The sequence below is a fragment of the Saccharopolyspora elongata genome, assembly GCF_004348985.1.
Lineage (GTDB): Bacteria > Actinomycetota > Actinomycetes > Mycobacteriales > Pseudonocardiaceae > Saccharopolyspora > Saccharopolyspora elongata.
Genome location: NZ_SMKW01000075.1, coordinates 1 through 19,508 on the forward strand (window position 1 = coordinate 1; position 19,508 = coordinate 19,508).

The window sequence follows — 19,508 nt, forward strand, 5'->3', positions numbered from 1 at the left end:
CAAGGCAAACCCCTCCTGCACCTGCCCGCCCACTGGCCCTGGGCCCAGCACTTCACCACCCTGCACGCCGCCGCCTCATCACCACCAACAGCAGCCTGACCAGCACCAACACCGCCCACACGGGCCCAACCGGAGACCTCGATCAGTGGAACAGGCTGGGCAGACCAGCGGATCACACACGCCCTTCACCACGCCAAAAGATCAACAAAGCGAATCAGAATCACCGCCAACGCCCTCTTCGGTGGATCGAGGCTTAGGCCGTTCGGGTGTATCGCGGGCGTATCGAAAATCGCATACGCCACCGCAACGGTCTTGCGTCTTCAGTGAAGGCATGGACCCCAGCGCATCCGCATACGGGTGGCGCATGAGTCGGTTCGTCGATGGGGAAAGGACCGTGATCGTGGACTCGGATTCCGCACGTGGTATCGACCGGCGGCGGCTACTCGGGTTGGGCGGGTTGGCGGCCGCCGGCGTGGCGACCGGCGCGCCGCTGGTCGGCGCCGGGCTCGGCCACGCCTCCGCCGCGCCGGAGCCGTCAGGGCGCGACCGGATCCCGCCGGACACCCAGCCCGGCGGGGCCTACGACCGGTACGTGGCGGAACTGGCCGCGGAGGACAAGTTCTCCGGCGTGGTGCTGCTGTCGTACCGGGGCCGGACGGTGCTGTCGCGTAGCTACGGCATGGCCGACAAGGAGAAGGGGATCCGAAACCACGAGGGTGTCGCGGTCAACCTCTCCTCGGGGAGCCAGCCGTTCTTGTCGGTGGCCATCCTGCAGTTGGCGCAGCAGGGCAAGGTGGCGCTGTCGGACACGGTGGGCACCCACCTGACCGGCTTCGCCAGGGAGATCGCCGAGCAGGTAACCATCCACCACCTGCTCACCCCCATCTCCGGGCTGGACGCCCCGATGCCGGACTGGCAACGCGTCTTCCACAGCAAGGAGGAGGTGCACGAGTACCACCAGCAGTGGACCCGGCAGGCGGAGCTGGTGGCCGTCCCCGGCTCGGGCGACAACGGCCACCGACCCGGCGGCGGCGCCAGCCTGGCCATCGCCGCGCAGATCGTGGAGGCCGTGACCGGCACGACGTTCTGGGACTACGTGCACCAACACGTCTTCGGGCGCTGCGGCATGACCGGCTCGGCGTTCTACACCAGGCAGCAGTGGCTCACCGACGAGCACATCGCGCGCTCGTACATGCTCCAGGCGGACGGTAGCCGGGTGGACGCCGTCCGCAACCTGGACAAGGGCACCCGGAACCCGGGCCGCGGCTTCATCGGCTACGCCTCGGGCGACGGCTTCGCCACCGCGCCGGACCTGGTTCGGTTCGCGAACGCGCTGCGCGACGGCACGGTGCTGGACCGGCCATACGCCGACTTGTTCGCCGGGCCCAAGCTCCCCGGCCACGGCCCCACGTCGTACGAGGCGTACACGATGCCGGTCTCGATCATCGGCGACCAGTGGGTGATCGGGCGCGGCGGCGGCACTGGCGGCAGCAGCGCCAACTGGACCATCTACCCGGACACCGGCTGGGTCGGCGTCGTCCTCAGCAACTACGACGAAGTGCCGATACAAGACATCTGCCTGCAGGAGATCAAGGCCATCACCGGCGTGACGATCGACCCGCCAGGCGGCGGCTGACGCGCCTTCGGCTGGTCCAGCGCTGACCGCTGTTGGGACATCGAAGAAATCGCGATCGGGCGGAAGCAGAGGAAACATGCTCAAGGGGTGGCTTTGGGTCAGCACGTTCACCGGCATAGCGGTCATCACGGTGGTCGCACTGCCGTTGGCAGCGCTGGCGGTGTGGGTTCTGGCCGCCACCAGAGCGCCGACCAGCCCGTCGCCGTGGCGGACGTCGCTGGCCGATGTCGGCATCGTCTACGGGACGGTGCCGTGGGTGTGGATGACCATGTTGCCGGGCAGCGGGGCCGGCGAAGTCCCCGGCCGGATGAGCCTGGTTCCGCTGCGGGATCTGCTCGCGCTCCTCGACGACGGGGCGACGTTCCAGATCGTCGGCAACCTGCTGGTGTTCGCGGCGCTGGGGTTCTTCGCCCCGTTGCGGTTCGCGGCGCTGGCGTCAGTACCGCGGATCCTGGCGCTCGCGGCGGCCTGCTCGGTCCTGGTCGAGACCGCGCAGTACGTCCTGCGGCTGGACCGGGTGTCCTCAGTGGACGACGTACTGCTCAACGCCGCCGGCGCCGGGCTGGCCGCGCTGGCGTCGCGCCGCTGGTGGCGCGCAACGGCCACAGCGTCGTCGGACCGTCCTCGATCGGCGGCGGTACCGGGACGCTGAGCCGCCCGCGGCACGCCGATCGCCGTGGCGCACGGGGTACCCGCCCGCGACCGGCTCGTGGTGTTGTGGATCAGGCACTTGGCCCGGAGCTCGTTGAACGGTCACCGTGCCGGGGCGTGTTCGATTTTCGATATGTCGGCGATATGCCGTGCCGCTTAGGCTCCAAGTGTGCGCGTGCTGATCGTGGAGGACGAACCCTACCTGGCCGAAGCGGTCCGTGACGGTCTCCGGCTGGAAGCGATCGCCGCCGACATCGCAGGCGACGGCGACTCCGCCCTCGAGCTGCTCAGCATCAACTCCTACGACCTCGCGGTGCTCGATCGCGACATCCCAGGCCCCTCCGGCGACGAGGTCGCCCGACGCATCGTCGCCTCCGGCAGCGGCATCCCGATCCTCATGCTCACCGCCGCCGACCGGATCGACGACAAGGCCTCCGGGTTCGAGCTCGGCGCCGACGATTACCTCACCAAACCGTTCGAGCTTCGGGAGCTCGTCCTGCGGCTGAGGGCGCTCGACCGCAGACGCGCGCCCGCCCGACCCCCGGTCAGCGAGATCGCCGGCCTCCGGCTGGACCCCTTCCGCCGGGAGGTCTTCCGCGACGGCCGCTACGTCGCGCTCACCAGGAAGCAGTTCGCCGTGCTCGAAGTCCTCGTCGCCGCCGAAGGCGGTGTCGTGAGCGCGGAAGAACTACTGGAGCGGGCCTGGGACGAGAACGCCGACCCCTTCACCAACGCCGTCCGCATCACCATCTCCGCCCTGCGCAAACGACTCGGCGAGCCATGGCTCATCGCCACGGTGCCCGGTGTCGGCTACCGAATCGACACCACCCACCCATGAACAGACGCCCGGGGCTCAGCGCCAGACTGAAACTCACCATCAGCTACGCCGGATTCCTCTTCGTCGCAGGCGCTGTCGTGCTGGCCGTGGTGTGGGTGTTCCTGCTGCGCCACGTACCCGACAACGACCAGGGCCTGCTCGGGATCTCGCCCAACCGGCACGTCCTCTTGATGGTCTTCACGCCTGCCGCGGCCTCAGCACTGGCCTTCCTGCTCGTGTTCGGCCTCCTGGGCGGATGGCTCCTCGCCGGACGGATGCTCGCACCGCTGACACGGATCGCGGACGCGGCACGGAGGGCCTCGAACGGATCGCTGTCCCACCGGATCCGCATGGAAGGCCGCAAGGACGAGTTCCGCGAACTCGCCGACGCGTTCGACACCATGCTCGAACAACTCGAATCCCACGTCACCGAACAGCGCAGGTTCGCCGCGAACGCCTCCCACGAACTGCGCACCCCGCTGGCGATCTCGCGGACACTGCTCGACGTCGCTCGCAACGACCCGACGCGGGACCAGGGCGAACTCGTCGAACGCCTGCACGTCGTGAACACGCGGGCGATCGACCTCACCGAGGCCCTCCTACTGCTCAGCCGCAGCGACCGCGGGAGCTTCACCCGCGAGCCCGTCGACATCTCCCTCATCGCAGAAGAAGCCACCGAAACGCTGCTTCCCCTCGCCGAACAACGCGGGATCACGCTCGACGTCACCGGCGAGACGACGCAGACCGCCGGCTCCGCGCCACTCATACTGCGGATGGTGACGAACCTCGTCCAGAACGCCATCGTCCACAACCTTCCCGCGGGCGGCGCCGTCACGGTCCACACCGAATCCCAGCACGGCGCGAGCGTGCTGCGGGTCGAGAACACGGGCCATCCGCTCCCGCCGGAACTGGTCCCGACCCTCACCGAACCCTTCCGACGCGGCACGGAGCGCATACGCACCAACGAACATGCCGGCGCCGGCCTCGGACTGGCCATCGTGCACAGCATCGTCCGAGCACACGACGGGACCCTTGACCTCACCCCCCGCCCCACCGGCGGTCTCCTCGTCACGATCCGACTCCCCGGCAACCCGCAGCCATCGCGGCAAGACCCATGAACGTCACGATTTCCGGCTGGAGCACTGGTAGGACCGGTGCAACGGGGCACCGCTCAGGGCTGGCCACGTCCAGTCGGCAGCCTGCGGACGTCGCCGAAGGCCAGCGCGGCGCGCAGCCGGGTGATCTCCTCGTGCTGAGCAGTCAGCCGCGAGACGGCTCGGACAACGCGGCGAGTTCGGCCTTCTGCGCTTCCTCGGCGGCGAAACACTTCTTCAATGAGTGCCGACCTGGCCTTTCAGACGTCCGATCTGCTGCACGTGTTCGCGACGGTCACCGGTCGTTAGGCGGCGAGGCCCGCCGGTTTCCCGACGGGCCTCGATCTCCGCAGCCCGCGGCCGCGGTCAGCGAGCCGGCTTCACCGCCTTGGCGTAGCGGTTGATCGGCGGGAGCCAGCAGAACACGAGCGCCAGCAGGCAGCAGGGCCAAGCGGCCATGAGCATCCCGCCGACCACGTCCGATCCCATGGCCGAGGTGCCGATGGCGACGAAGTGGACGATGAAGGCGAGCACCGAGAACACGGTGAGCAGCACCCGGGCCCAGATCGTACGGGCGAAGATCGTCCACACCAGCACCAGGATGCCAAAGCCGATCTCGACGCTCGCCCAGGTGGCCATGGCGCCCTGGAATCCGGCGACGAAGCCGTCCCACTGGCCGGTGCTGCGCATCAGCTCGACGAACGCGTCCTCGCTGAGGCCCGCCTCGTCCATCAGGCCGGGCTCGATGCGGTCGATGTTGTTGACCAGCTCGTCCTCGGCCAGCTGGCGAAGTTCAGGATCCCGGCGACGATCGGCAGCAGTCCGGACAGTCCGGCGAAGATCTGCAGGATGAGCAGCGTCACCGGTCGCTTCGGCGCGTGCCCGTGCGCAGGCGCGGTGGTGGGGGCGTAGGTCATGGTCGGTGTTTCTCCTCTTGGGGTGCAGTGCCGCATGCCGCCCAACGCGCCGGAGGAGTCGGTTCCAGCTGTCGGTACGACAGTTGTTCAGATGCGGCCCACCCCGTGGCGGTTCAGGGTTCCAGCCAACCGTTATCCCCTCGATACCAAAGGCGGTCCCGGAACCCAGTTCCCGCAAGAAGAAATCCGCAGATCAGTTGCGCTGTCATCGAGATCAGCGCAGACCGTCCACAGTGGTGTCTGGTCAGGCGCCATTCGGCGAGTCCCTCGGTTCGTCGTCGAAGAGGGCCTCGCCGAATCGCACGACTACTGCCGGGTCGTCACAAGCTGTAGGCCCACAACTCGTACACGCCGTTGTTGTGCCGGCACTCGTGCGGCAGGCTCGGGCCCCCACCGGTCATGTCTTCCCAGGCCTTCTCGCACTGGGCCTCGGTGTAGTACCAATGCCCCGTGTAGCTCCAACCTTCCGCTGCCGCGGGCGTTGCGGTGGCCGCCAGCACACTGAGCCCGAGAACGGCGCCGATTGCGAACTTCTTCACCAGAATCCTCCCGTTGACCATCATGCAGTTGGGCCGGACGCGAACGGGGCAGTTCCGACACCGCGCGTCACGACGTCCGCACTGCCCCGCCTAGTCGTCAGGACCAGAAGAAGCCGTCTTTGACGGTGGTGACGGTCACCCCTTCGCGCGGGTCGTACGTGCCGCCTCCCATGGTCTCGTCGTTGCTCGCGATGCGGATCTCGTACCGCTCCGTGCCGCTGATGCCGAGCGTGATGCACTGCCCGTCGGGGACGACCACAGTGGACGAATGCGAATCCGGGAAGGCGGCGTAGGAGTCGTATCCTCCCTTGGAACACAAGGTGAATTGGCCCGGGGTGGCCGCTGCGGCGGTGCCGGCCGTCGCCGTGACCAGCGCCGCTCCCAGGGTTGCGACCAGCACGAGACCGCGGCCAGCCCGACGCTTGGTTGACTGCTTCATTGGCGAATCCCTTCATCGGATGTCGATTGCACCACCGATTCAACCGAAAACTTCCAACGCAAAAGGGAAACCACCGCCATGCGGCGACGTTCGGGCATGTGCGGCTGCCCGATCGTCCCCCTTCGCCCGCGACTTCAGCCACTGCGCCCACGCCGCCGCTGACGCTGCCCGGAATTCCGGTGAAAGGGCGTCGAGCACGAGACGCTCAGTTGGCGCTCGCCTCGCCTGGTGGCAATGATTCGTGATCTTGTGGCAGGGCCACTACATCGCTGTTACCGCAATCCACGCGCTGGCGCCCTCCGGGTATTGGGTTTTCAGCCAGGCAATGTTCCGCAAAGCCTCGTCCTCGGTATCGAACCCGATGCGGGCGTGACGCTCTCCGTGAACCAGGTAGGTCACATGCCACTTGGAATAGATCCGTTCGAGGACGATCTCGTACGGGGCGATGGGAGACCAGTCGGAGTGCCCCGCTCTCCAACGGCTGAGCACTTGGGCCATTGATCACCTGCGGCGTCTCGGGAAGGTAAGCCTACTGACCAGTATCCGAAGTCTTGTTCAGGTTCGCCTGGGCCTTTCGACCCGAGTTAGTTCCGTTGGCAGACGGCAGAGTCAGTAGCGCGGACGGCGCGGGCAGCCGCAGCTCGGCCCCGCGGAGGCGCGACCGGGACTTTAAGACGGCCAACGCATGAGCGCGGTGGAACAACGCAACGGGCCGCCCCCGCACTGCGGGTGCGGGGGCGGCCCGCTGCGAGGTGAACTTCGCGGTGCAGGTGACACCCCGACGGCCACCCGCACCTTCCCGATCTTGGCAAGGCCCCGACACCTTGCCCGAACCACGCAGGACCCGTTTTCGCCGGTCAGCGTGACTACGAACACTGAGCGCTACCGGCAAGTAACGCAAGGTTCGAGACCAAGAGTTTTTCGAAACGCGAATGCTATTAAGCCTCAGCCGATCTTGTCCTGGCCTCACCCGAGGACCTGCACTGCTCCCGCTCCGGGCGGTTAGGCCGGGATCTGTCCCCGCTCGACCGGTGAGCGGCGTCGACGATCAGCACCTACCGGTGAAAGCCAAGAGAACCGGGGAAGCTGGACCGGGTGGGGAGAGTGCCGGTGGCGGCGAACTCCAAGCGCCGGGCCACGGAGACCGCCTGATCGGCAAAGCGCTCGTAGAACCGGGCCAGCAACGCCACGTTCACCGCCGCGGGGATCCCGTGCGACCAGCCCCCGCCGGTAACGGTCTCGAGAATCCTCGCGTGCAGGGCGTCGATGGCGTCGTCGGCGCGGTTGAGCTCGGCGAACCGGCCTTCCGCACTGCCGGTGACGAGTTCGCAGAGGTGCTCGCACATGCGCACGTCGAGTTCTCCCATTTCCCGGAACTGATCTTCCAAATCCGGCGGCACGACCCTGGCCGGGTGGTTGCGGCGAACGAGTTTCGCGACGTTGACGGCGAGACCGCCCATCCGTTCGACCTTCACCGCGCAGTAGAGAGTGGCCAGAATGGCGCGCAGGTCACTGGCCACCGGAGTCTGCAGTGCCAGCAGCGACTGAGCGAACCCTTCGCAGGCCTTGCCCGCTTGGTCCAGCGTGGCATCCTCCTCCATCACCTGCTCGGCGAGCCCCACATCGCCGTTGAGCAAGGCCGCGGTGGCGCGCCGCATGGTGTCGGCGGCGAGCTCGCACATGCCGGACAGCTGATTTCCCAGCTGCGCTAGCTCCCTGTGAAAAGCTTCCCGCACGCGATCAGCGTAAGCCTCGGGCGACGTGCCCGCGATATGCGGAGAGCAGCCGAAAGCGGCAGCTCCACCAAGCTCACCACGTTCGACAGGGACACCCGCCGCCCCGGGCCGGACGCGCTCGTTGGCAAGCCGGCTCGTCGACTCCAGTTTGGCAAGCTCCACGAGAATTCGGAATCACTCGCAATGGAGTCGAAAGCTGCACTTGGCGTTCGCAGAAGCGCTCTCAATAGCCAGGCCATCAGACCGCCCCAAATCAGGTTTGCCTGCTCGTCAAACCGATTGCAGGTACTTCCCGGATGGGTTCTGGGGGATCTGCTGGTCGCCACCTCGCAGCAGGCCCAGCAGAGGATTCACGATGCCGGGGATAAGGCCGGTCAGCGACGAATGCTTTTCCGCGTCGAGCCGGTGCCGCCTTGCTCGGCGGCGATTGATCACGCTGACCTCGCCGAGGAACGGCCGCGGGTCTGGCGAACGGTGTTGAGGCAGTTGGCGTGCGGCACCCCGCCCGCGCCGGCTGAGGCGGGCCAGCCGAACCCCGCTGTTGGTGGCGCGGATCCGAGGAAGATCCCGCAGGCTGGTGAGAAGGTAGGCGGGGAGGTCAACGCCGGCGTCCGCACCGTGCGCGCGGTACCAAGCAACAGGATCGGTCGTGATCGTCACCGAAAGTGTGATCGTGAGTCTTTCACGCACTGCGTGGCCTTTCGACGCGGAAGACGTGAATGAGGCCCCAACCCACATATCGGTCTCCTCGATTCGGTGGTCGGAGGTGCTTTGAGGCCAGGACGACGGGCAGACACTATTCCCGGATGGAGCTCGATGCATGCCGAACGGAACGCCCATTCCCCAGGACCACCCAGGATCTGCTCGTCCGGCTGCCTTGCTCCGTCGAATTCTTCCCCCAATTCAGCGACGTTCATCGTTTATCCCGCCACAACGGTGTGCGGGCTTCGCGTTCACCGACGCGCGGCCTCCAAGGACGTGGCCAGCTCAGCGCCTGGCGATGTTGGCAGACTTGGCCGACCCTGATGAAACGTCTCATCACCTCAGCGGACCGAATCTTCGGCCTCCCATGAACGATCCGCGCTTGGACCTGACCGACCTGTTCGCGTTCAGCGCGCCCGGCGACCGAACGGTCCTGATCATGGACATCCATCCGTTCGCGGGCGAGAACGACGCCTTGCACCCGGATGCGGTGTACCGGATCAACGTCGACACCGACGGCGACCACCGCGCCGACGTGGCATTCAGCTTCGTGTTCTCCGCACCCGGAAACGGACAACAGACCGTGACCGTCTACCGCGCCACCGGCGCGCAGGCCAGAGAGCACGACGCCGTCGGTGATCCCGTCATCACCAACGCTCCGGTCGACCTCGGCCCGGACCCGCGAACCGTCGAAACGGGACCGTACCGGTTCTTCGCCGGGCTGCGCAGCGACCCGTTCTTCGCCGACCTGGAAGGCATCGGCAACGACTTCCAGTGGACCGGTCACGACGCCATGGCCGACAAGAACATTTTCGGTCTCGTCCTGGAAATGCCCGATGCCGAGCTGAGCTCGGATCCCGAGATCGGGCTGTGGATGCGGGCGAGCCTGCGCCGCAACGGACAGCTCAAGTCCGTCGACCGCGGTGCACACCCTTCCCTGACCGCCTACTTCAACGAAGAAGACGTCAAGGACGCCTACAACGAAGGCGAACCCGCCACCGACTGGGACACCTACCTGCAACCCTGGACCGCAGTGCTCCAGTACACCGGCGGCTACGACCCGCAAACCGCCGAGCAGACACTGCGAACGGTGCTGCCCGACGTCCTGCGTTTCGACCGCAGCAAGCCGGCCGCCTACCCCAACGGACGCAAGCTCACCGACGACGTCACCTCCATGCGGCTGGCGATGGTGTCCGGCGGGAAGATCACTACCGACCACATTGGACCGCACGACGACCTGCTCAGCGAATTCCCCTACCTCGGAGCACCACACGGCGCCCCGGTCGCCGGGTGACCGGCCAAGCCCCAGATGGATCCTCGGTCACCGCGCCGGCGCCGACGGGGTGAGTTCGGCGCTGCGGGCCAGCGCGGCCGCCTCGCCCCGCGAGCCGACGTCGAGTTTGCGCAGCACACCGGTGACGTGGAATTTGACGGTGCTTTCCGTGACGCCGAGCTCGTCGGCGATGGCTTTGTTGCGCTTGCCCTGGGCGAGCAGGCGCAGGACTTCGTGCTCCCTGGCGTTGAGGCTGGTCAGTCGCGGCTCGCCGGAGTGCGTGGTGGGCGAGTCGAGCGGGAGAGCGATGTTGACCCGGCTGCCCCAGCCCGGGACGGCGTCCAAGTCGACAGCGGCGCCCAGCGTCCGTGCCCGGCCTTCCAGCTCTCGCGACAACGTGCTCACGTCCAGCTCTCCGGCTTCCTGATCACGCACGTCGATCAGCAGCGAGCCACCGTCGCAACTCCACGCGACACGCAGCCTGGCCAACCTGGACTGCGCGGCGAAGGCCAACACGATCGTCCTCGTCATCGCGCGCGCCGCATAGGCGACTTCCCCCGGCAACGGTCGCGCGGTCTTGCCGGGCGCGATGAACTCCAGGCACACCTCGTGGTGCTTCATCAGCTGCCGGATGTTCTTGCGCAGCTTGGTGAACGCGGCCGATGCGGGTTCTTCCGACAACGACAGATCCGATTCTTGCGCGGACCGCAAGACGACCAGCGCTGCCGAGGCCGCCTCGGTCGCGGTGAGCCGGGCACGCCGGTCATCGAGTCCGGAGGAGCGCAGTGCGTTCAGAATGGACAACAAGGCGCTTTCGTGCGCGGCGACCATCTCCGTGATCGTGCGCGCCCGCTCGGTCGAGGCGGCCCGTGATTCGGCGAGGTAGTCCGGGCTGGCCTGAGCTACCTGCTGCCTGATCGAGGTCGCGACGATGCCGAAGAACCCCGCCAGCTCCTCTGCTTCCGGCAATCGCTTCCGTGGCGTGCGGGGCACCAGCACGAGCAGCGTGCCAACCGGATCCAGCACCACCCACACCGCGCGTGTCACGCCGCCGATCACGGCGCTCGCCGCGACAGGGGCGCCGGGGTCGACACGGGCTTTGAGCTGGTCGAGTTCGTCGATGGTGACGCGGTTGATCATCTCGGCGTCCCCCGCGACCTTGCGTGGACGGCCCGTGCATTCCCGGGTGAAGATGACGAGGGCGCTGTGCGGCCACCGGGCGGACAGGAAACGGGAGAACCGGCCGGCGATCCCATGCAGCGGGCCGTCGACGACCTCTCGCAAACCGCGCAGACGGTCCGGGCGCGGGGGCTTCGGGTCGACCATCCAGCGAGTCTAGGCTGCAGGTCCGCTAGCCGGAAGTCGAGGTTTTGTCCGCCTTTCGACCAGGTCGTCCAGCGGCATGGCGCGGTTAGGGTCGCGAACGGCATGCGCCGAAGCGCATGCTTTTCCGCCGACGGACAAGGAAGCAAACCCATATGCCACAGCAGGTGCGCGGGGTGATCGCCCGTTCGAAGCAGGCCCCGGTCGAGCTGACCGACATCGTGATCCCCGACCCCGGTCCCGGCGAGGTCGTGGTCGACATCGCGGCGTGCGGCGTGTGCCACACGGACCTGACCTACCGCGAGGGCGGGATCAACGACGAGTTCCCGTTCCTGCTCGGGCACGAGGCCGCGGGCACCGTCGAGATGGTCGGTGAAGGTGTCGAATCCGTGCAGCCGGGTGACTTCGTGATCCTGAACTGGCGGGCGGTCTGCGGCCAGTGCCGTGCCTGCAAACGCGGGCGACCGCAGTACTGCTTCGACACCTACAACGCCGAACAGCCGATGACGCTGACCGACGGCACCGAGCTTACCCCGGCGCTCGGGATCGGCGCGTTCGCCGACAAGACGCTCGTGCACGCCGGGCAATGCACCAAGGTCGATCCCGCCGCCGATCCTGCCGTCGCGGGGCTGCTCGGCTGCGGGGTCATGGCCGGACTGGGCGCGGCGGTCAACACCGGCATGGTCGGCCGTGGCGATTCGGTCGCGGTCATCGGCTGCGGCGGTGTCGGCGACGCCGCCATCGCCGGTGCCCGCTTGGCCGGCGCGGGCACGATCATCGCGGTCGACCGGGACGAGAGGAAACTCGACTGGGCCCGCGAACTGGGCGCCACCCACGTGATCAACGCCTCCGACATCGACGCGGTCGAAGCGATCGCGGAACTGACCGGCGGGTTCGGTGCCGACGTCGTGATCGACGCGGTGGGCCGTCCCGAGACCTGGAAGCAGGCCTTCTACGCACGTGATCTCGCCGGCACCGTCGTGCTCGTCGGCGTGCCCACGCCGGACATGCGGCTGGAGATGCCGTTGCTGGACTTCTTCGCCCGCGGCGGCGCCCTGAAGTCGTCGTGGTATGGCGACTGCCTGCCCGAGCGCGACTTCCCGATGCTGATCGACCTGTACCTGCAGGGCAGGCTGCCGCTGGAGAAGTTCGTGACCGAACGCATCAGGCTCGACGAGGTCGAGAAAGCCTTCCACACCATGCACTCCGGCGAAGTCCTGCGCTCGGTGGTGATCCTTTGAACCTGCGGATCGACCACGTCGTCACCACCGGCGTCTTCGAACTCGACGGCGGGACCTGGGAAGTGGACAACAACATCTGGCTCGTCGGCGACGACACCGACGTCGTCGTCATCGACGCGGCCCACGACGGCAAGCCGATCATCGAGGCTGTGGGCGATCGCAATGTCGTCGCCGTCGTCTGCACGCACGGGCACAACGACCACGTCACCGCCGCCCCGCAGTTGGGCAAGCAGCTCCACGCTCCGGTCCTGCTACACCCCGGGGACCGCGAACTGTGGGAGATGACCCACCCGGGCCAGTCGTTCCGGCAAGCGAGCGACGAGGAGCGGATCGCCGTCGCGGGAACGGAACTCGAGGTGCTCCACACGCCGGGGCATTCGCCCGGTTCGATCTGCCTGCACCTGCCCGAAGCCAAGGCCCTGTTCTCCGGGGACACCCTCTTCTCCGGCGGTCCGGGCGCCACCGGCCGCTCGTTCTCCGACTTCCCGACCATCATCGGCTCGATCCGGGAACGTGTGTTCGCCCTGCCCGAGGACACCCGCGTGCACACGGGCCACGGCGACGGCACCACCATCGGCACCGAAGCACCGCACCTGGCCGAATGGATCGCCCGCGGCTACTGACGGACCGGCCCGCCGGTCCGGTTCAATCGCCGAAACCCCGGCCACGCAGGTAGTCCACCAGCATCGCCTGCGACCCGCGGATGTGGTCGCGCATCGCCGTGCGCGCCCGCGCGGCCCGTCCGCGGGTGATGTGCTCCAGGACGACCGCGTGCTCCTCGACGTAGAGCGCCCGCAGGGTCTCCGGCGACCGGACGGCAAGCCGCACGGTGTCCTTCGGGAAGTAGCGGTGCAGGTCCTGGATCATCCCGCCGAGCCGCTGGTTCCCCCCGGCGTCGTGGACGATGCCGTGGAAGGTGTCGTTGAACCGGCGCAGTCGCTCGCCTGCCTCGGTCTCCTCGGGGTCGTCGAGTTTCGCGACGGCGAGCGGCACGACCTCGGCCAGCGCCTCGTGCGCCTTTTCCAGCTTCGCGAGCATCTCGGGGTCGTGCGAACGGGCTGCCAGTTCGGCGGCGAACCCTTCGAGCTCCGCCCGCACCTGGTAGACGTCGTTGAGCTCGCGCAGGGTCGGCACCTTGACCATGGCGCCCCGGTTCGGCACCAGTTCGACCAGGTTCATCGCCTGCAGCTTGCGCAGCGCCTCACGCGCCGGCGTGCGGCTGACCCCGAAACGCCCGCAGATCTCGTCCTGCTGCAGGTGTTCCCCGCGGGGGTACCGCCCGTCGAGGATCTCGCGTTCCAGGATGTGCGCGATCTGGTCGGCGTAGCTGCTCGGCGCCCGCAACGTGTCCGCGGCCTCGCTCATTTCGTCCTCACAACGGAAATCTTAGGACAGCCGGCGCTGCTCCGGTTCAGCTACCTCGGTCTTGACAACCACTGCGCGCTCAGATTGTATCCATGGATACACGGACATTGGATACACAAATACGGAGGGCGACATGGTCGACGTGCGCAACGTCAGGGGCGGCAGTGGCCTCGATCCCATCAGGGCCGAACTCGACGAGTTGCTCGACTCGGTCCAGGTGGCCACGGCCCAGGCGACCGAAGCCTTCTTCGCCAGCTACGACGAGGACCCCGACCCGGCCCGGCTGGCCTTGTGGCTGATCCCCCGCTGCTGGCGCGAGATCGACTACGTCTACCTCCTCAACGAGGAGATCCGGCGTTACGGGATGCAGTTCGAGCGGCGGCACATCACGTTGCTGGCCAAGCAGTCCTTCCAGGAAGCCGAGCATTACGACATGGTCGGCAAGGCGATCGAGTCCCTCGGCGGCGAGGTGCCCACGACCGTTCCCGCCGAAGCCGAGCCGTGGAGCCGGTTCCTCTGGGAATGCCTCGACCGCCACCCGCTGTCCGCGGTCGCGGCGTGGAATCTGTCGGAGACGTCGGCGTCGGGAAGCTTCGAACCGACCTTCCGCGGCGCGGAACGGCACGGCCTCGACGAGGTCACCCGGATCTACAAGCAAATCGAGAAGGACGAGAAGTTCCACGTCGGCCTGGGCCTGCAGATGATGGCGACCTACGTGCACACCGACGAGGACCGCGATGAGATCCTGCGGGCCATGCGCGGCATGCGCGACATCGCCTGGCGCACGTTCAGCCCCGAGTCCGTGGCGGCCAGCCGCGACACCTGATCGGCCGCCGGAGATGATCGCTCAGGAAATCGATGTCTGGCGCACTGTCGTGGTCGAGGCCACGGACAGCCGCGCCGATGACGTGGTGGCGCTGACCCTGCGCGACCCCGAGGGGCAGCACCTTCCGGCCTGGGAGCCGGGAGCGCACATCGACGTGGATCTCGGCCCGGGGCTGATCCGGCAGTATTCGCTGTGCGGCGATCCGCGTACCGCCGACCGGTGGCGGATCGCCGTCCTGCGGGAACCACGCGGGCGCGGTGGATCCGCCCGGATCCACGACCACGTCCGCGTGGGCGACCGGCTCCGCGTCCGCGGGCCGCGCAACCGGTTCCCGCTCGCCGACGCCGAGAGGTACTTCCTCGTCGCCGGCGGAATCGGGATCACCCCGATCCTCGCCATGGCGACGAAGGTGGCCGCGCTCGGCCGGCCGTGGACCTTGCTCTACGGCGGGCGGACGCGATCCTCGATGGCGTTCCTCGACGAGCTGACCGCCCTTCCGGGAGGCGAGCTGATCATCGTGCCGCAGGACGAGTTCGGCCTTCCCGATCTCGACCGCTACCTGGCGGTGCCTGCGGACGGAACGGTGGTCTACTGCTGTGGCCCCGGGCCCATGCTGTCAGCTGTGGAACAGGCCTGCGGGGCGTGGCCGGCGGGGTCACTGCACCGGGAGCGCTTCTCGGCGGAGGTTCCTCAGCCCGACGCGGATTCCGGGTCGTTCGAGGTGGTGCTCAAGCGCAGTGGCCTACGGCTGGCGGTCCCCGAGCACGAGCCGTTGCTCGACGTTCTCGAGGCCTCGGGCATCGAAATCGACAACTCGTGCCGGGCGGGGATCTGCGGTACCTGCGTCGTCGGGGTGGTCTCGGGAGAACCGGACCACCGCGACGACGTGCTGACCGACGAGGAGCGGGAACGCGGCGAGATCATGCTGCCGTGCGTGTCCCGGTCACGGGGCCGCGTGCTGGTGCTCGACCTCTGACAGTCCCTTTCCCATGCAGCGTTCAGCGCCACAGCAGGTACGGCGCTGAACGCTGCCTTCATCCGGTCACTTCTCCTTCCACGCACACCAGATTCGAACTCTTGCCCCTGGGTTCTGGGCGCCACCTCGCACCCGACCGCCCGGCAAGCGCAAATGCATCTTGGTACCCGGATAGCTCGCCGCCCGCTTGGGCATATCGACAGCTGGACGCGCTGTCCTCGGGTACCGGAGCGTGCCCGACCTCAGGGCTGACGAAGTCGTGAAGGTGCCCGGCCAGAACCTCGACGGTCTCCCCGGCGGCATATCCACCGGGTCTCGCCGTGGGTCGGCGGGTAGTCCTCAGCAGATGGGACGCACGTCCCGTGGTGGTCTTCGGCGGAGACGCACGGACGGCACGGGGCCACAGGCGAGCGCGGGAGACAGTCATGGAAGCGCGGATGAGCACCTACCGGGGCCCAACGAAGCGGTTCGACGAGCTTCTCCACGGCCTTCACCGGATTGCGGCCGAGGTACAGCAGCTGAAGGGCTTTCAGGGGGCTTATGTGCTGGCGGGCCGCAGTTCCGGCAAGCTGGTGACACTCACTTTCTGGGATACCCCGGAGAACGCGCGGGCCAGCGGCGAAGACGGCGACAAGATCCGCACACAGATCGCGATGGAGAGCGGCCAAAGCATCGAGGACGTGGAAATCTACGAGGTCTGGCTACGCCTTGGCTCGGTCTTCTGAGCAGCCCAGCGGCGCCCGTGGATGGAGAGGTCGCTGAGCATTGCGGCCACCTGGTCAGCGGTGTATCCCGTGTCGCCCTGGAGCCACCACACGAGCGTCCCGATCAGCTCGCCCGCCCACGCGCGCGCGACGAGTTCCACGGGGATGCGCGGGGCGTGGCCGGATTGTTCAGCACGCGCCTGGAACAGGGCCTGGGCTTCTTCGCTGGTCCGTTCGTAGAACTCGCGCAACGGTCGGCCGTCGCCGGCGCCCTGGAGGATCACCCGGTAGACCGCGGCGTTCTTCTCGGCGTGCGTGAAAATGCTGCGCAGGGGGTAGCCGGTGAAGCCATCGGGGCACTGGGCCTCGTACTCCGCCATCCACGCAGCCCGATCCTCGGTGAGCGAGCGGACGATGTCGACGAGGACGTCCTCCTTGGCCTTGTAGTGGGCGTAGAAGGTCGCCCTTGCCACGTCCGCGCGGTCGAGGATGTCCTCGACCGTGAGCGAGCCGAAGCCCTGTTCGGCGCACAGCTCCACGAGCGCCTCGCGGATCGCCCTGCGGGTGCGGCGCACCCTTCGGTCGCCGCCTGCGGATTGCGGTGACATGGCCCGGCTCCTCTCCATCAGGTCCTCGGTTCGGCGGGTCTCGAACTCATGATTCCCCACCCTGCGGGCGGCGATGCAGAGGGCCACGCCCGAGCCTGCATGGCCTGCACGTCGCCGGTCTGGCGCCCGCACCGACCTTTCGAGACCACGGTCCCCGTGGTCGCAGCGGCGATTCGCAGCGGCAGAAGTGCATTGACGGTCGATGCAACCCGCCGTACGATCACGAACAACTTGTTCATAAACATACATACTGTTCAATTTATGCCCGATTATGGAGCTGCCTCGTGAAGATCGCAGCGGACGGTCCTCGGTCCCCGGCAACGCTGGCCGAACGCTTCATCGCCCAAGGAAAGGCACTGCTGCCCGAGCTGGTGACGCTGCGACGGGCGATCCACGCAGAACCCGAGCTGGGCCTGCACCTGCCGGAGACCCAACGGAGGGTGCTGGAGGCGCTCGCCCCGCTGTCCCCCGAGGCGCTGGCCAAGGTCGAGACCGAGTTGCCCCGTGTCGTCGCCAGGATCGCGGAGGCGCACTCCGCCACGGCGACCGCGGAGATCACCACCGGCTACCCGAGCGTCGTCAACGACCAGGCAACCACGGAGCGCGCTCTCGAAGCCCTGCGCCCGGTGTTCGGCGGCCGGGTCGTCACCGCACCGCATCCCACCATGGGCGCCGAGGACTTCTCCTACGTCGCCCAGCACGTGCCGGCCACGATGCTGATGCTGCTGGCGAGTCCGCCCGGCCTCGACGAGGCCCCCGCGCCGAACCACTCCCCGCACGCGGTTTTCGACGACGCCGTCCTCGGCGACCAGGCCGCGGCACTCGCGCTCCTCGCCGCGCAGACCCTCACCGCACACGCCCGGGGCGGTGCGAGCTGAGTCCCACCCCGCATGCGGCTCACGCCGCATTTTGAAACGACTCCCGAGTCACCGGAAGAGAGCACCCCATGAACCTTGCCCAGTTCCTGCGCCGCAATGCGGTGCACCAGCCCGGAGCCGAGGCCGTCGTCTGCGAGCAGACCCGGATGACCTACGCCCAGCTGGACCACGACTCCGACCGGCTCGCCGCCGCTCTCCAAGATCTCGGCTTGGCCGCGGGTGACCGGGTCGCCACGTTGTCGTGGAACTGCGCCGAACTCGTGGTGACCGAGTTCGCGCTCTACAAGGGCGGTTTCGTGCGGGTGCCGATCAACGCCCGGCTGAGCGAGGGCGAGGTCGCGCACCTGTTGCGCGAATCCGGTGCCCGCGTCCTGCTCGCCGGTCCCGAGCACGTCGCGGTGGCGGTTGCCGCGGCAGCCGGCAGCCCGGTCGAGCATGTGGTCGGGCTACCCGGCGCTGTGGGCGCGCAGCACGAGTACGCCGATTTCCTGTCCCGGACCGACGCGCCGCCGGCCTGGGCGGACCTGCGCCCGGAGGACCCTGCGGTGCTGCACTTCACCTCCGGCTCCACCGGAGCCCTCAAGGCGGCGGTGCAGACGCAGGGCAACCGGCTGGCCCTCATGCGCAAGTTGGCCTCCAGCCCCGAAGTCCGCGTCGGCCCCGGCCAACGGCAGCTGCTGGTCGGCCCGATCACGCACGCGTCGGGGATGCCGATCATCGGCATCGTGTTCGCCGGTGGCTGCCTCGTGGTGCTGCGCGGTTTCGAACCCGAGCAGGTGCTGGAAACCATCGAGCGGGAGCGGGTGACGCACGCGCTGCTCATCCCGACGATGATCAATTTCATCCTGCAAACCTGCTCGCGCGACGACTTCGACCTGAGCAGCCTGGAGCGCGTGGTCTACGGCGCCGCACCGATGACGCCGCCCCGGATTCGTGCGGCCTGGGACTTCTTCGGCCCCGTCCTGGCGCAGGCGTACGGGGCGGGCGAAACCACCTCGGCGGTCATGTTCCTCACCACCGAGGACCACCGGCGGGCCATCGAGGACGGCGAGCAGGAGCTGCTGTCCTCGTGCGGAAGGCCGGCCACCGAAGCCGAGATCCTCGTCGTTGACGACGACTTCCGGGAGGTGCCGCCCGGCGAGGTGGGCGAGATCGTGGTCCGCGGCCCGGAGGTAGTGCCCGGCTACCACGAGGCCCCGGAGCTGACCGCGCGCAGCTTCCGGGACGGCTGGTTCCGCACCGGTGACCTGGCCACCCGCCGCGAGGACGGCTACGTGTTCATCGTCGACCGGAAGAAGGACATGATCATTTCCGGCGGCTTCAACATCTACTGCGCCGAGGTGGAGGCGGTGCTGCACCGCCACCCCGACATCTTCGACGCCGCCGTCGTCGGCGTACCCGACGACCAGTGGGGCGAGGCGGTCAAAGCCGTAGCGGTGCGCCGTCCAGGTTCCACTGTGGACGCCGAGGCGCTGATCGAGTTCTCCGGCGAGCACCTGGCACGCATGAAGCGCCCGCGATCGGTCGACTTCGTCGATGCGCTGCCGATCAACCAGAACGGGAAGATCGACCGGAAGGCCATCCGCGAGACCTACTGGGCCGGCGCCGACCGCCGGGTCAACTGAGAGCCTGTCGGCGAATGCCGTCCGCGTCTGTGAAGCGGCGGCAGCCGCTTGCATCCACCTATGCAGCGCAACCACCGGCGGGTTCTCAGGGGTTTCCTGGCGAGGACGGCCCCTCCGCCGTGTATTGGACATACATAAGGAGGGGCACCCACAGTCCA

General features: G+C 67.9%; 22 protein-coding genes. 12 read left to right on the plus strand and 10 right to left on the minus strand.

What is annotated here, in order from left to right; genetic code table 11:
* Positions 1-400 precede the first annotated feature (400 nt).
* From E1288_RS36600 to E1288_RS36615, 4 genes are all read left to right on the plus strand, one after another.
* The gene (locus E1288_RS36600; protein ID WP_132493271.1) at positions 401-1,636 is read left to right on the plus strand and encodes a serine hydrolase domain-containing protein; all 1,236 of its coding nucleotides are present in this window, start codon (positions 401-403) and stop codon (positions 1,634-1,636) included.
* 76 nt (positions 1,637-1,712) lie between these two features.
* Positions 1,713-2,288, plus strand: a complete 576-nt coding sequence (locus tag E1288_RS36605; protein WP_132493272.1) for a VanZ family protein — start codon at positions 1,713-1,715, stop codon at positions 2,286-2,288.
* A gap of 168 nt (positions 2,289-2,456) precedes the next feature.
* Positions 2,457-3,125 (plus strand): response regulator transcription factor, encoded by a 669-nt coding sequence (locus E1288_RS36610; RefSeq protein WP_132493273.1) that lies wholly within the window; start codon positions 2,457-2,459, stop codon positions 3,123-3,125.
* On the plus strand, positions 3,122-4,222 hold the full coding sequence (locus E1288_RS36615) for a sensor histidine kinase (protein WP_132493274.1): 1,101 nt from the start codon (positions 3,122-3,124) through the stop codon (positions 4,220-4,222). The genes E1288_RS36610 and E1288_RS36615 overlap by 4 nt, the downstream gene beginning before the upstream one ends.
* Positions 4,223-4,564: 342 nt before the next feature.
* On the opposite strand, the gene E1288_RS36620 is transcribed toward E1288_RS36615, so the two are convergent.
* The 7 genes from E1288_RS36620 to E1288_RS36650 all read right to left on the minus strand — a co-directional run bounded on the left by E1288_RS36620 (position 4,565) and on the right by E1288_RS36650 (position 8,489).
* Positions 4,565-4,930 (minus strand): hypothetical protein, encoded by a 366-nt coding sequence (locus E1288_RS36620; protein WP_132493275.1) that lies wholly within the window; start codon positions 4,928-4,930, stop codon positions 4,565-4,567.
* Positions 4,930-5,115, minus strand: a complete 186-nt coding sequence (locus E1288_RS36625) for a hypothetical protein (RefSeq protein WP_132493276.1) — start codon at positions 5,113-5,115, stop codon at positions 4,930-4,932. Before E1288_RS36625 ends, E1288_RS36620 begins: the two co-directional genes overlap by 1 nt.
* A 320-nt stretch (positions 5,116-5,435) precedes the next feature.
* The gene (locus E1288_RS36630; protein ID WP_132493277.1) at positions 5,436-5,654 is read right to left on the minus strand and encodes a hypothetical protein; all 219 of its coding nucleotides are present in this window, start codon (positions 5,652-5,654) and stop codon (positions 5,436-5,438) included.
* 97 nt (positions 5,655-5,751) lie between these two features.
* Entirely contained in the window at positions 5,752-6,093 is a 342-nt protein-coding gene (locus E1288_RS36635) for a hypothetical protein (RefSeq protein ID WP_132493278.1), read from the minus strand.
* A gap of 261 nt (positions 6,094-6,354) precedes the next feature.
* Positions 6,355-6,591, minus strand: coding sequence for a hypothetical protein (locus tag E1288_RS36640; protein ID WP_132493279.1), 237 nt, complete (start codon positions 6,589-6,591; stop codon positions 6,355-6,357).
* A 557-nt stretch (positions 6,592-7,148) separates the two neighbouring features.
* Positions 7,149-7,829 carry a phosphate signaling complex protein PhoU gene (phoU, locus tag E1288_RS36645; protein ID WP_132493308.1) on the minus strand — a complete coding sequence of 227 codons (681 nt, stop codon included), beginning with the start codon at positions 7,827-7,829 and terminating at the stop codon, positions 7,149-7,151.
* 270 nt (positions 7,830-8,099) lie between these two features.
* Complete coding sequence (locus E1288_RS36650) at positions 8,100-8,489, minus strand: hypothetical protein (protein ID WP_132493280.1); 390 nt, start codon at positions 8,487-8,489, stop codon at positions 8,100-8,102.
* Between the two features lie 409 nt (positions 8,490-8,898).
* On the opposite strand from E1288_RS36650, the gene E1288_RS36655 reads away from it, so the two are divergent.
* Positions 8,899-9,825, plus strand: a complete 927-nt coding sequence (locus E1288_RS36655; protein WP_235884067.1) for a DUF4331 family protein — start codon at positions 8,899-8,901, stop codon at positions 9,823-9,825.
* A 27-nt stretch (positions 9,826-9,852) separates the two neighbouring features.
* Here the strand turns inward: E1288_RS36655 and E1288_RS36660 are convergent, their stop codons facing one another.
* On the minus strand, positions 9,853-11,130 hold the full coding sequence (locus E1288_RS36660) for a helix-turn-helix domain-containing protein (protein ID WP_132493282.1): 1,278 nt from the start codon (positions 11,128-11,130) through the stop codon (positions 9,853-9,855).
* A 152-nt stretch (positions 11,131-11,282) separates the two neighbouring features.
* On the opposite strand from E1288_RS36660, the gene E1288_RS36665 reads away from it, so the two are divergent.
* Complete coding sequence (locus E1288_RS36665) at positions 11,283-12,368, plus strand: S-(hydroxymethyl)mycothiol dehydrogenase (RefSeq protein ID WP_132493283.1); 1,086 nt, start codon at positions 11,283-11,285, stop codon at positions 12,366-12,368.
* Positions 12,365-12,991: an MBL fold metallo-hydrolase gene (locus tag E1288_RS36670; protein WP_132493284.1), complete on the plus strand. Its 627-nt coding sequence runs from the start codon at positions 12,365-12,367 to the stop codon at positions 12,989-12,991. The genes E1288_RS36665 and E1288_RS36670 overlap by 4 nt, the downstream gene beginning before the upstream one ends.
* 22 nt (positions 12,992-13,013) lie before the next feature.
* Here the strand turns inward: E1288_RS36670 and E1288_RS36675 are convergent, their stop codons facing one another.
* Positions 13,014-13,733, minus strand: coding sequence for a GntR family transcriptional regulator (locus tag E1288_RS36675; RefSeq protein WP_132493285.1), 720 nt, complete (start codon positions 13,731-13,733; stop codon positions 13,014-13,016).
* 133 nt (positions 13,734-13,866) lie between these two features.
* Between E1288_RS36675 and E1288_RS36680 the strand changes: the two genes are divergently transcribed.
* The 3 genes from E1288_RS36680 to E1288_RS36690 all read left to right on the plus strand — a co-directional run bounded on the left by E1288_RS36680 (position 13,867) and on the right by E1288_RS36690 (position 16,260).
* Positions 13,867-14,559, plus strand: a complete 693-nt coding sequence (locus E1288_RS36680; RefSeq protein WP_132493286.1) for a hypothetical protein — start codon at positions 13,867-13,869, stop codon at positions 14,557-14,559.
* Positions 14,560-14,572: 13 nt separating this feature from the next.
* Positions 14,573-15,535 carry a PDR/VanB family oxidoreductase gene (locus E1288_RS36685; protein ID WP_132493287.1) on the plus strand — a complete coding sequence of 321 codons (963 nt, stop codon included), beginning with the start codon at positions 14,573-14,575 and terminating at the stop codon, positions 15,533-15,535.
* 437 nt (positions 15,536-15,972) lie between these two features.
* On the plus strand, positions 15,973-16,260 hold the full coding sequence (locus E1288_RS36690; RefSeq protein WP_132493288.1) for a hypothetical protein: 288 nt from the start codon (positions 15,973-15,975) through the stop codon (positions 16,258-16,260).
* Here E1288_RS36690 and E1288_RS36695 read toward each other — a convergent pair.
* Complete coding sequence (locus E1288_RS36695) at positions 16,224-16,847, minus strand: TetR/AcrR family transcriptional regulator (RefSeq protein ID WP_132493289.1); 624 nt, start codon at positions 16,845-16,847, stop codon at positions 16,224-16,226. The genes E1288_RS36690 and E1288_RS36695 overlap by 37 nt on opposite strands.
* Before the next feature lie 284 nt (positions 16,848-17,131).
* On the opposite strand from E1288_RS36695, the gene E1288_RS36700 reads away from it, so the two are divergent.
* Both E1288_RS36700 and E1288_RS36705 read left to right on the plus strand, forming a co-directional pair.
* Positions 17,132-17,725: a M20/M25/M40 family metallo-hydrolase gene (locus E1288_RS36700; RefSeq protein WP_207954756.1), complete on the plus strand. Its 594-nt coding sequence runs from the start codon at positions 17,132-17,134 to the stop codon at positions 17,723-17,725.
* A 68-nt stretch (positions 17,726-17,793) separates the two neighbouring features.
* Positions 17,794-19,350 (plus strand): acyl-CoA synthetase, encoded by a 1,557-nt coding sequence (locus E1288_RS36705; protein WP_132493290.1) that lies wholly within the window; start codon positions 17,794-17,796, stop codon positions 19,348-19,350.
* Positions 19,351-19,508: the final 158 nt, after the last annotated feature.

Excerpts from the sequence above, each read along its gene's own strand:
- E1288_RS36625 (WP_132493276.1), bottom strand. The coding sequence starts at position 5,115 with ATGACCTACGCCCCCACCACCGCGCCTGCGCACGGGCACGCGCCGAAG.
- E1288_RS36680 (WP_132493286.1), top strand. The coding sequence starts at position 13,867 with ATGGTCGACGTGCGCAACGTCAGGGGCGGCAGTGGCCTCGATCCCATC.
- E1288_RS36675 (WP_132493285.1), bottom strand. The coding sequence starts at position 13,733 with ATGAGCGAGGCCGCGGACACGTTGCGGGCGCCGAGCAGCTACGCCGAC.
- E1288_RS36685 (WP_132493287.1), top strand. The coding sequence starts at position 14,573 with ATGATCGCTCAGGAAATCGATGTCTGGCGCACTGTCGTGGTCGAGGCC.
- E1288_RS36605 (WP_132493272.1), top strand. The coding sequence starts at position 1,713 with ATGCTCAAGGGGTGGCTTTGGGTCAGCACGTTCACCGGCATAGCGGTC.
- E1288_RS36705 (WP_132493290.1), top strand. The coding sequence starts at position 17,794 with ATGAACCTTGCCCAGTTCCTGCGCCGCAATGCGGTGCACCAGCCCGGA.
- E1288_RS36665 (WP_132493283.1), top strand. The coding sequence starts at position 11,283 with ATGCCACAGCAGGTGCGCGGGGTGATCGCCCGTTCGAAGCAGGCCCCG.
- E1288_RS36660 (WP_132493282.1), bottom strand. The coding sequence starts at position 11,130 with ATGGTCGACCCGAAGCCCCCGCGCCCGGACCGTCTGCGCGGTTTGCGA.
- E1288_RS36620 (WP_132493275.1), bottom strand. The coding sequence starts at position 4,930 with ATGGACGAGGCGGGCCTCAGCGAGGACGCGTTCGTCGAGCTGATGCGC.
- E1288_RS36655 (WP_235884067.1), top strand. The coding sequence starts at position 8,899 with ATGAACGATCCGCGCTTGGACCTGACCGACCTGTTCGCGTTCAGCGCG.
- E1288_RS36690 (WP_132493288.1), top strand. The coding sequence starts at position 15,973 with ATGAGCACCTACCGGGGCCCAACGAAGCGGTTCGACGAGCTTCTCCAC.
- E1288_RS36615 (WP_132493274.1), top strand. The coding sequence starts at position 3,122 with ATGAACAGACGCCCGGGGCTCAGCGCCAGACTGAAACTCACCATCAGC.
- E1288_RS36635 (WP_132493278.1), bottom strand. The coding sequence starts at position 6,093 with ATGAAGCAGTCAACCAAGCGTCGGGCTGGCCGCGGTCTCGTGCTGGTC.
- E1288_RS36640 (WP_132493279.1), bottom strand. The coding sequence starts at position 6,591 with ATGGCCCAAGTGCTCAGCCGTTGGAGAGCGGGGCACTCCGACTGGTCT.
- E1288_RS36695 (WP_132493289.1), bottom strand. The coding sequence starts at position 16,847 with ATGTCACCGCAATCCGCAGGCGGCGACCGAAGGGTGCGCCGCACCCGC.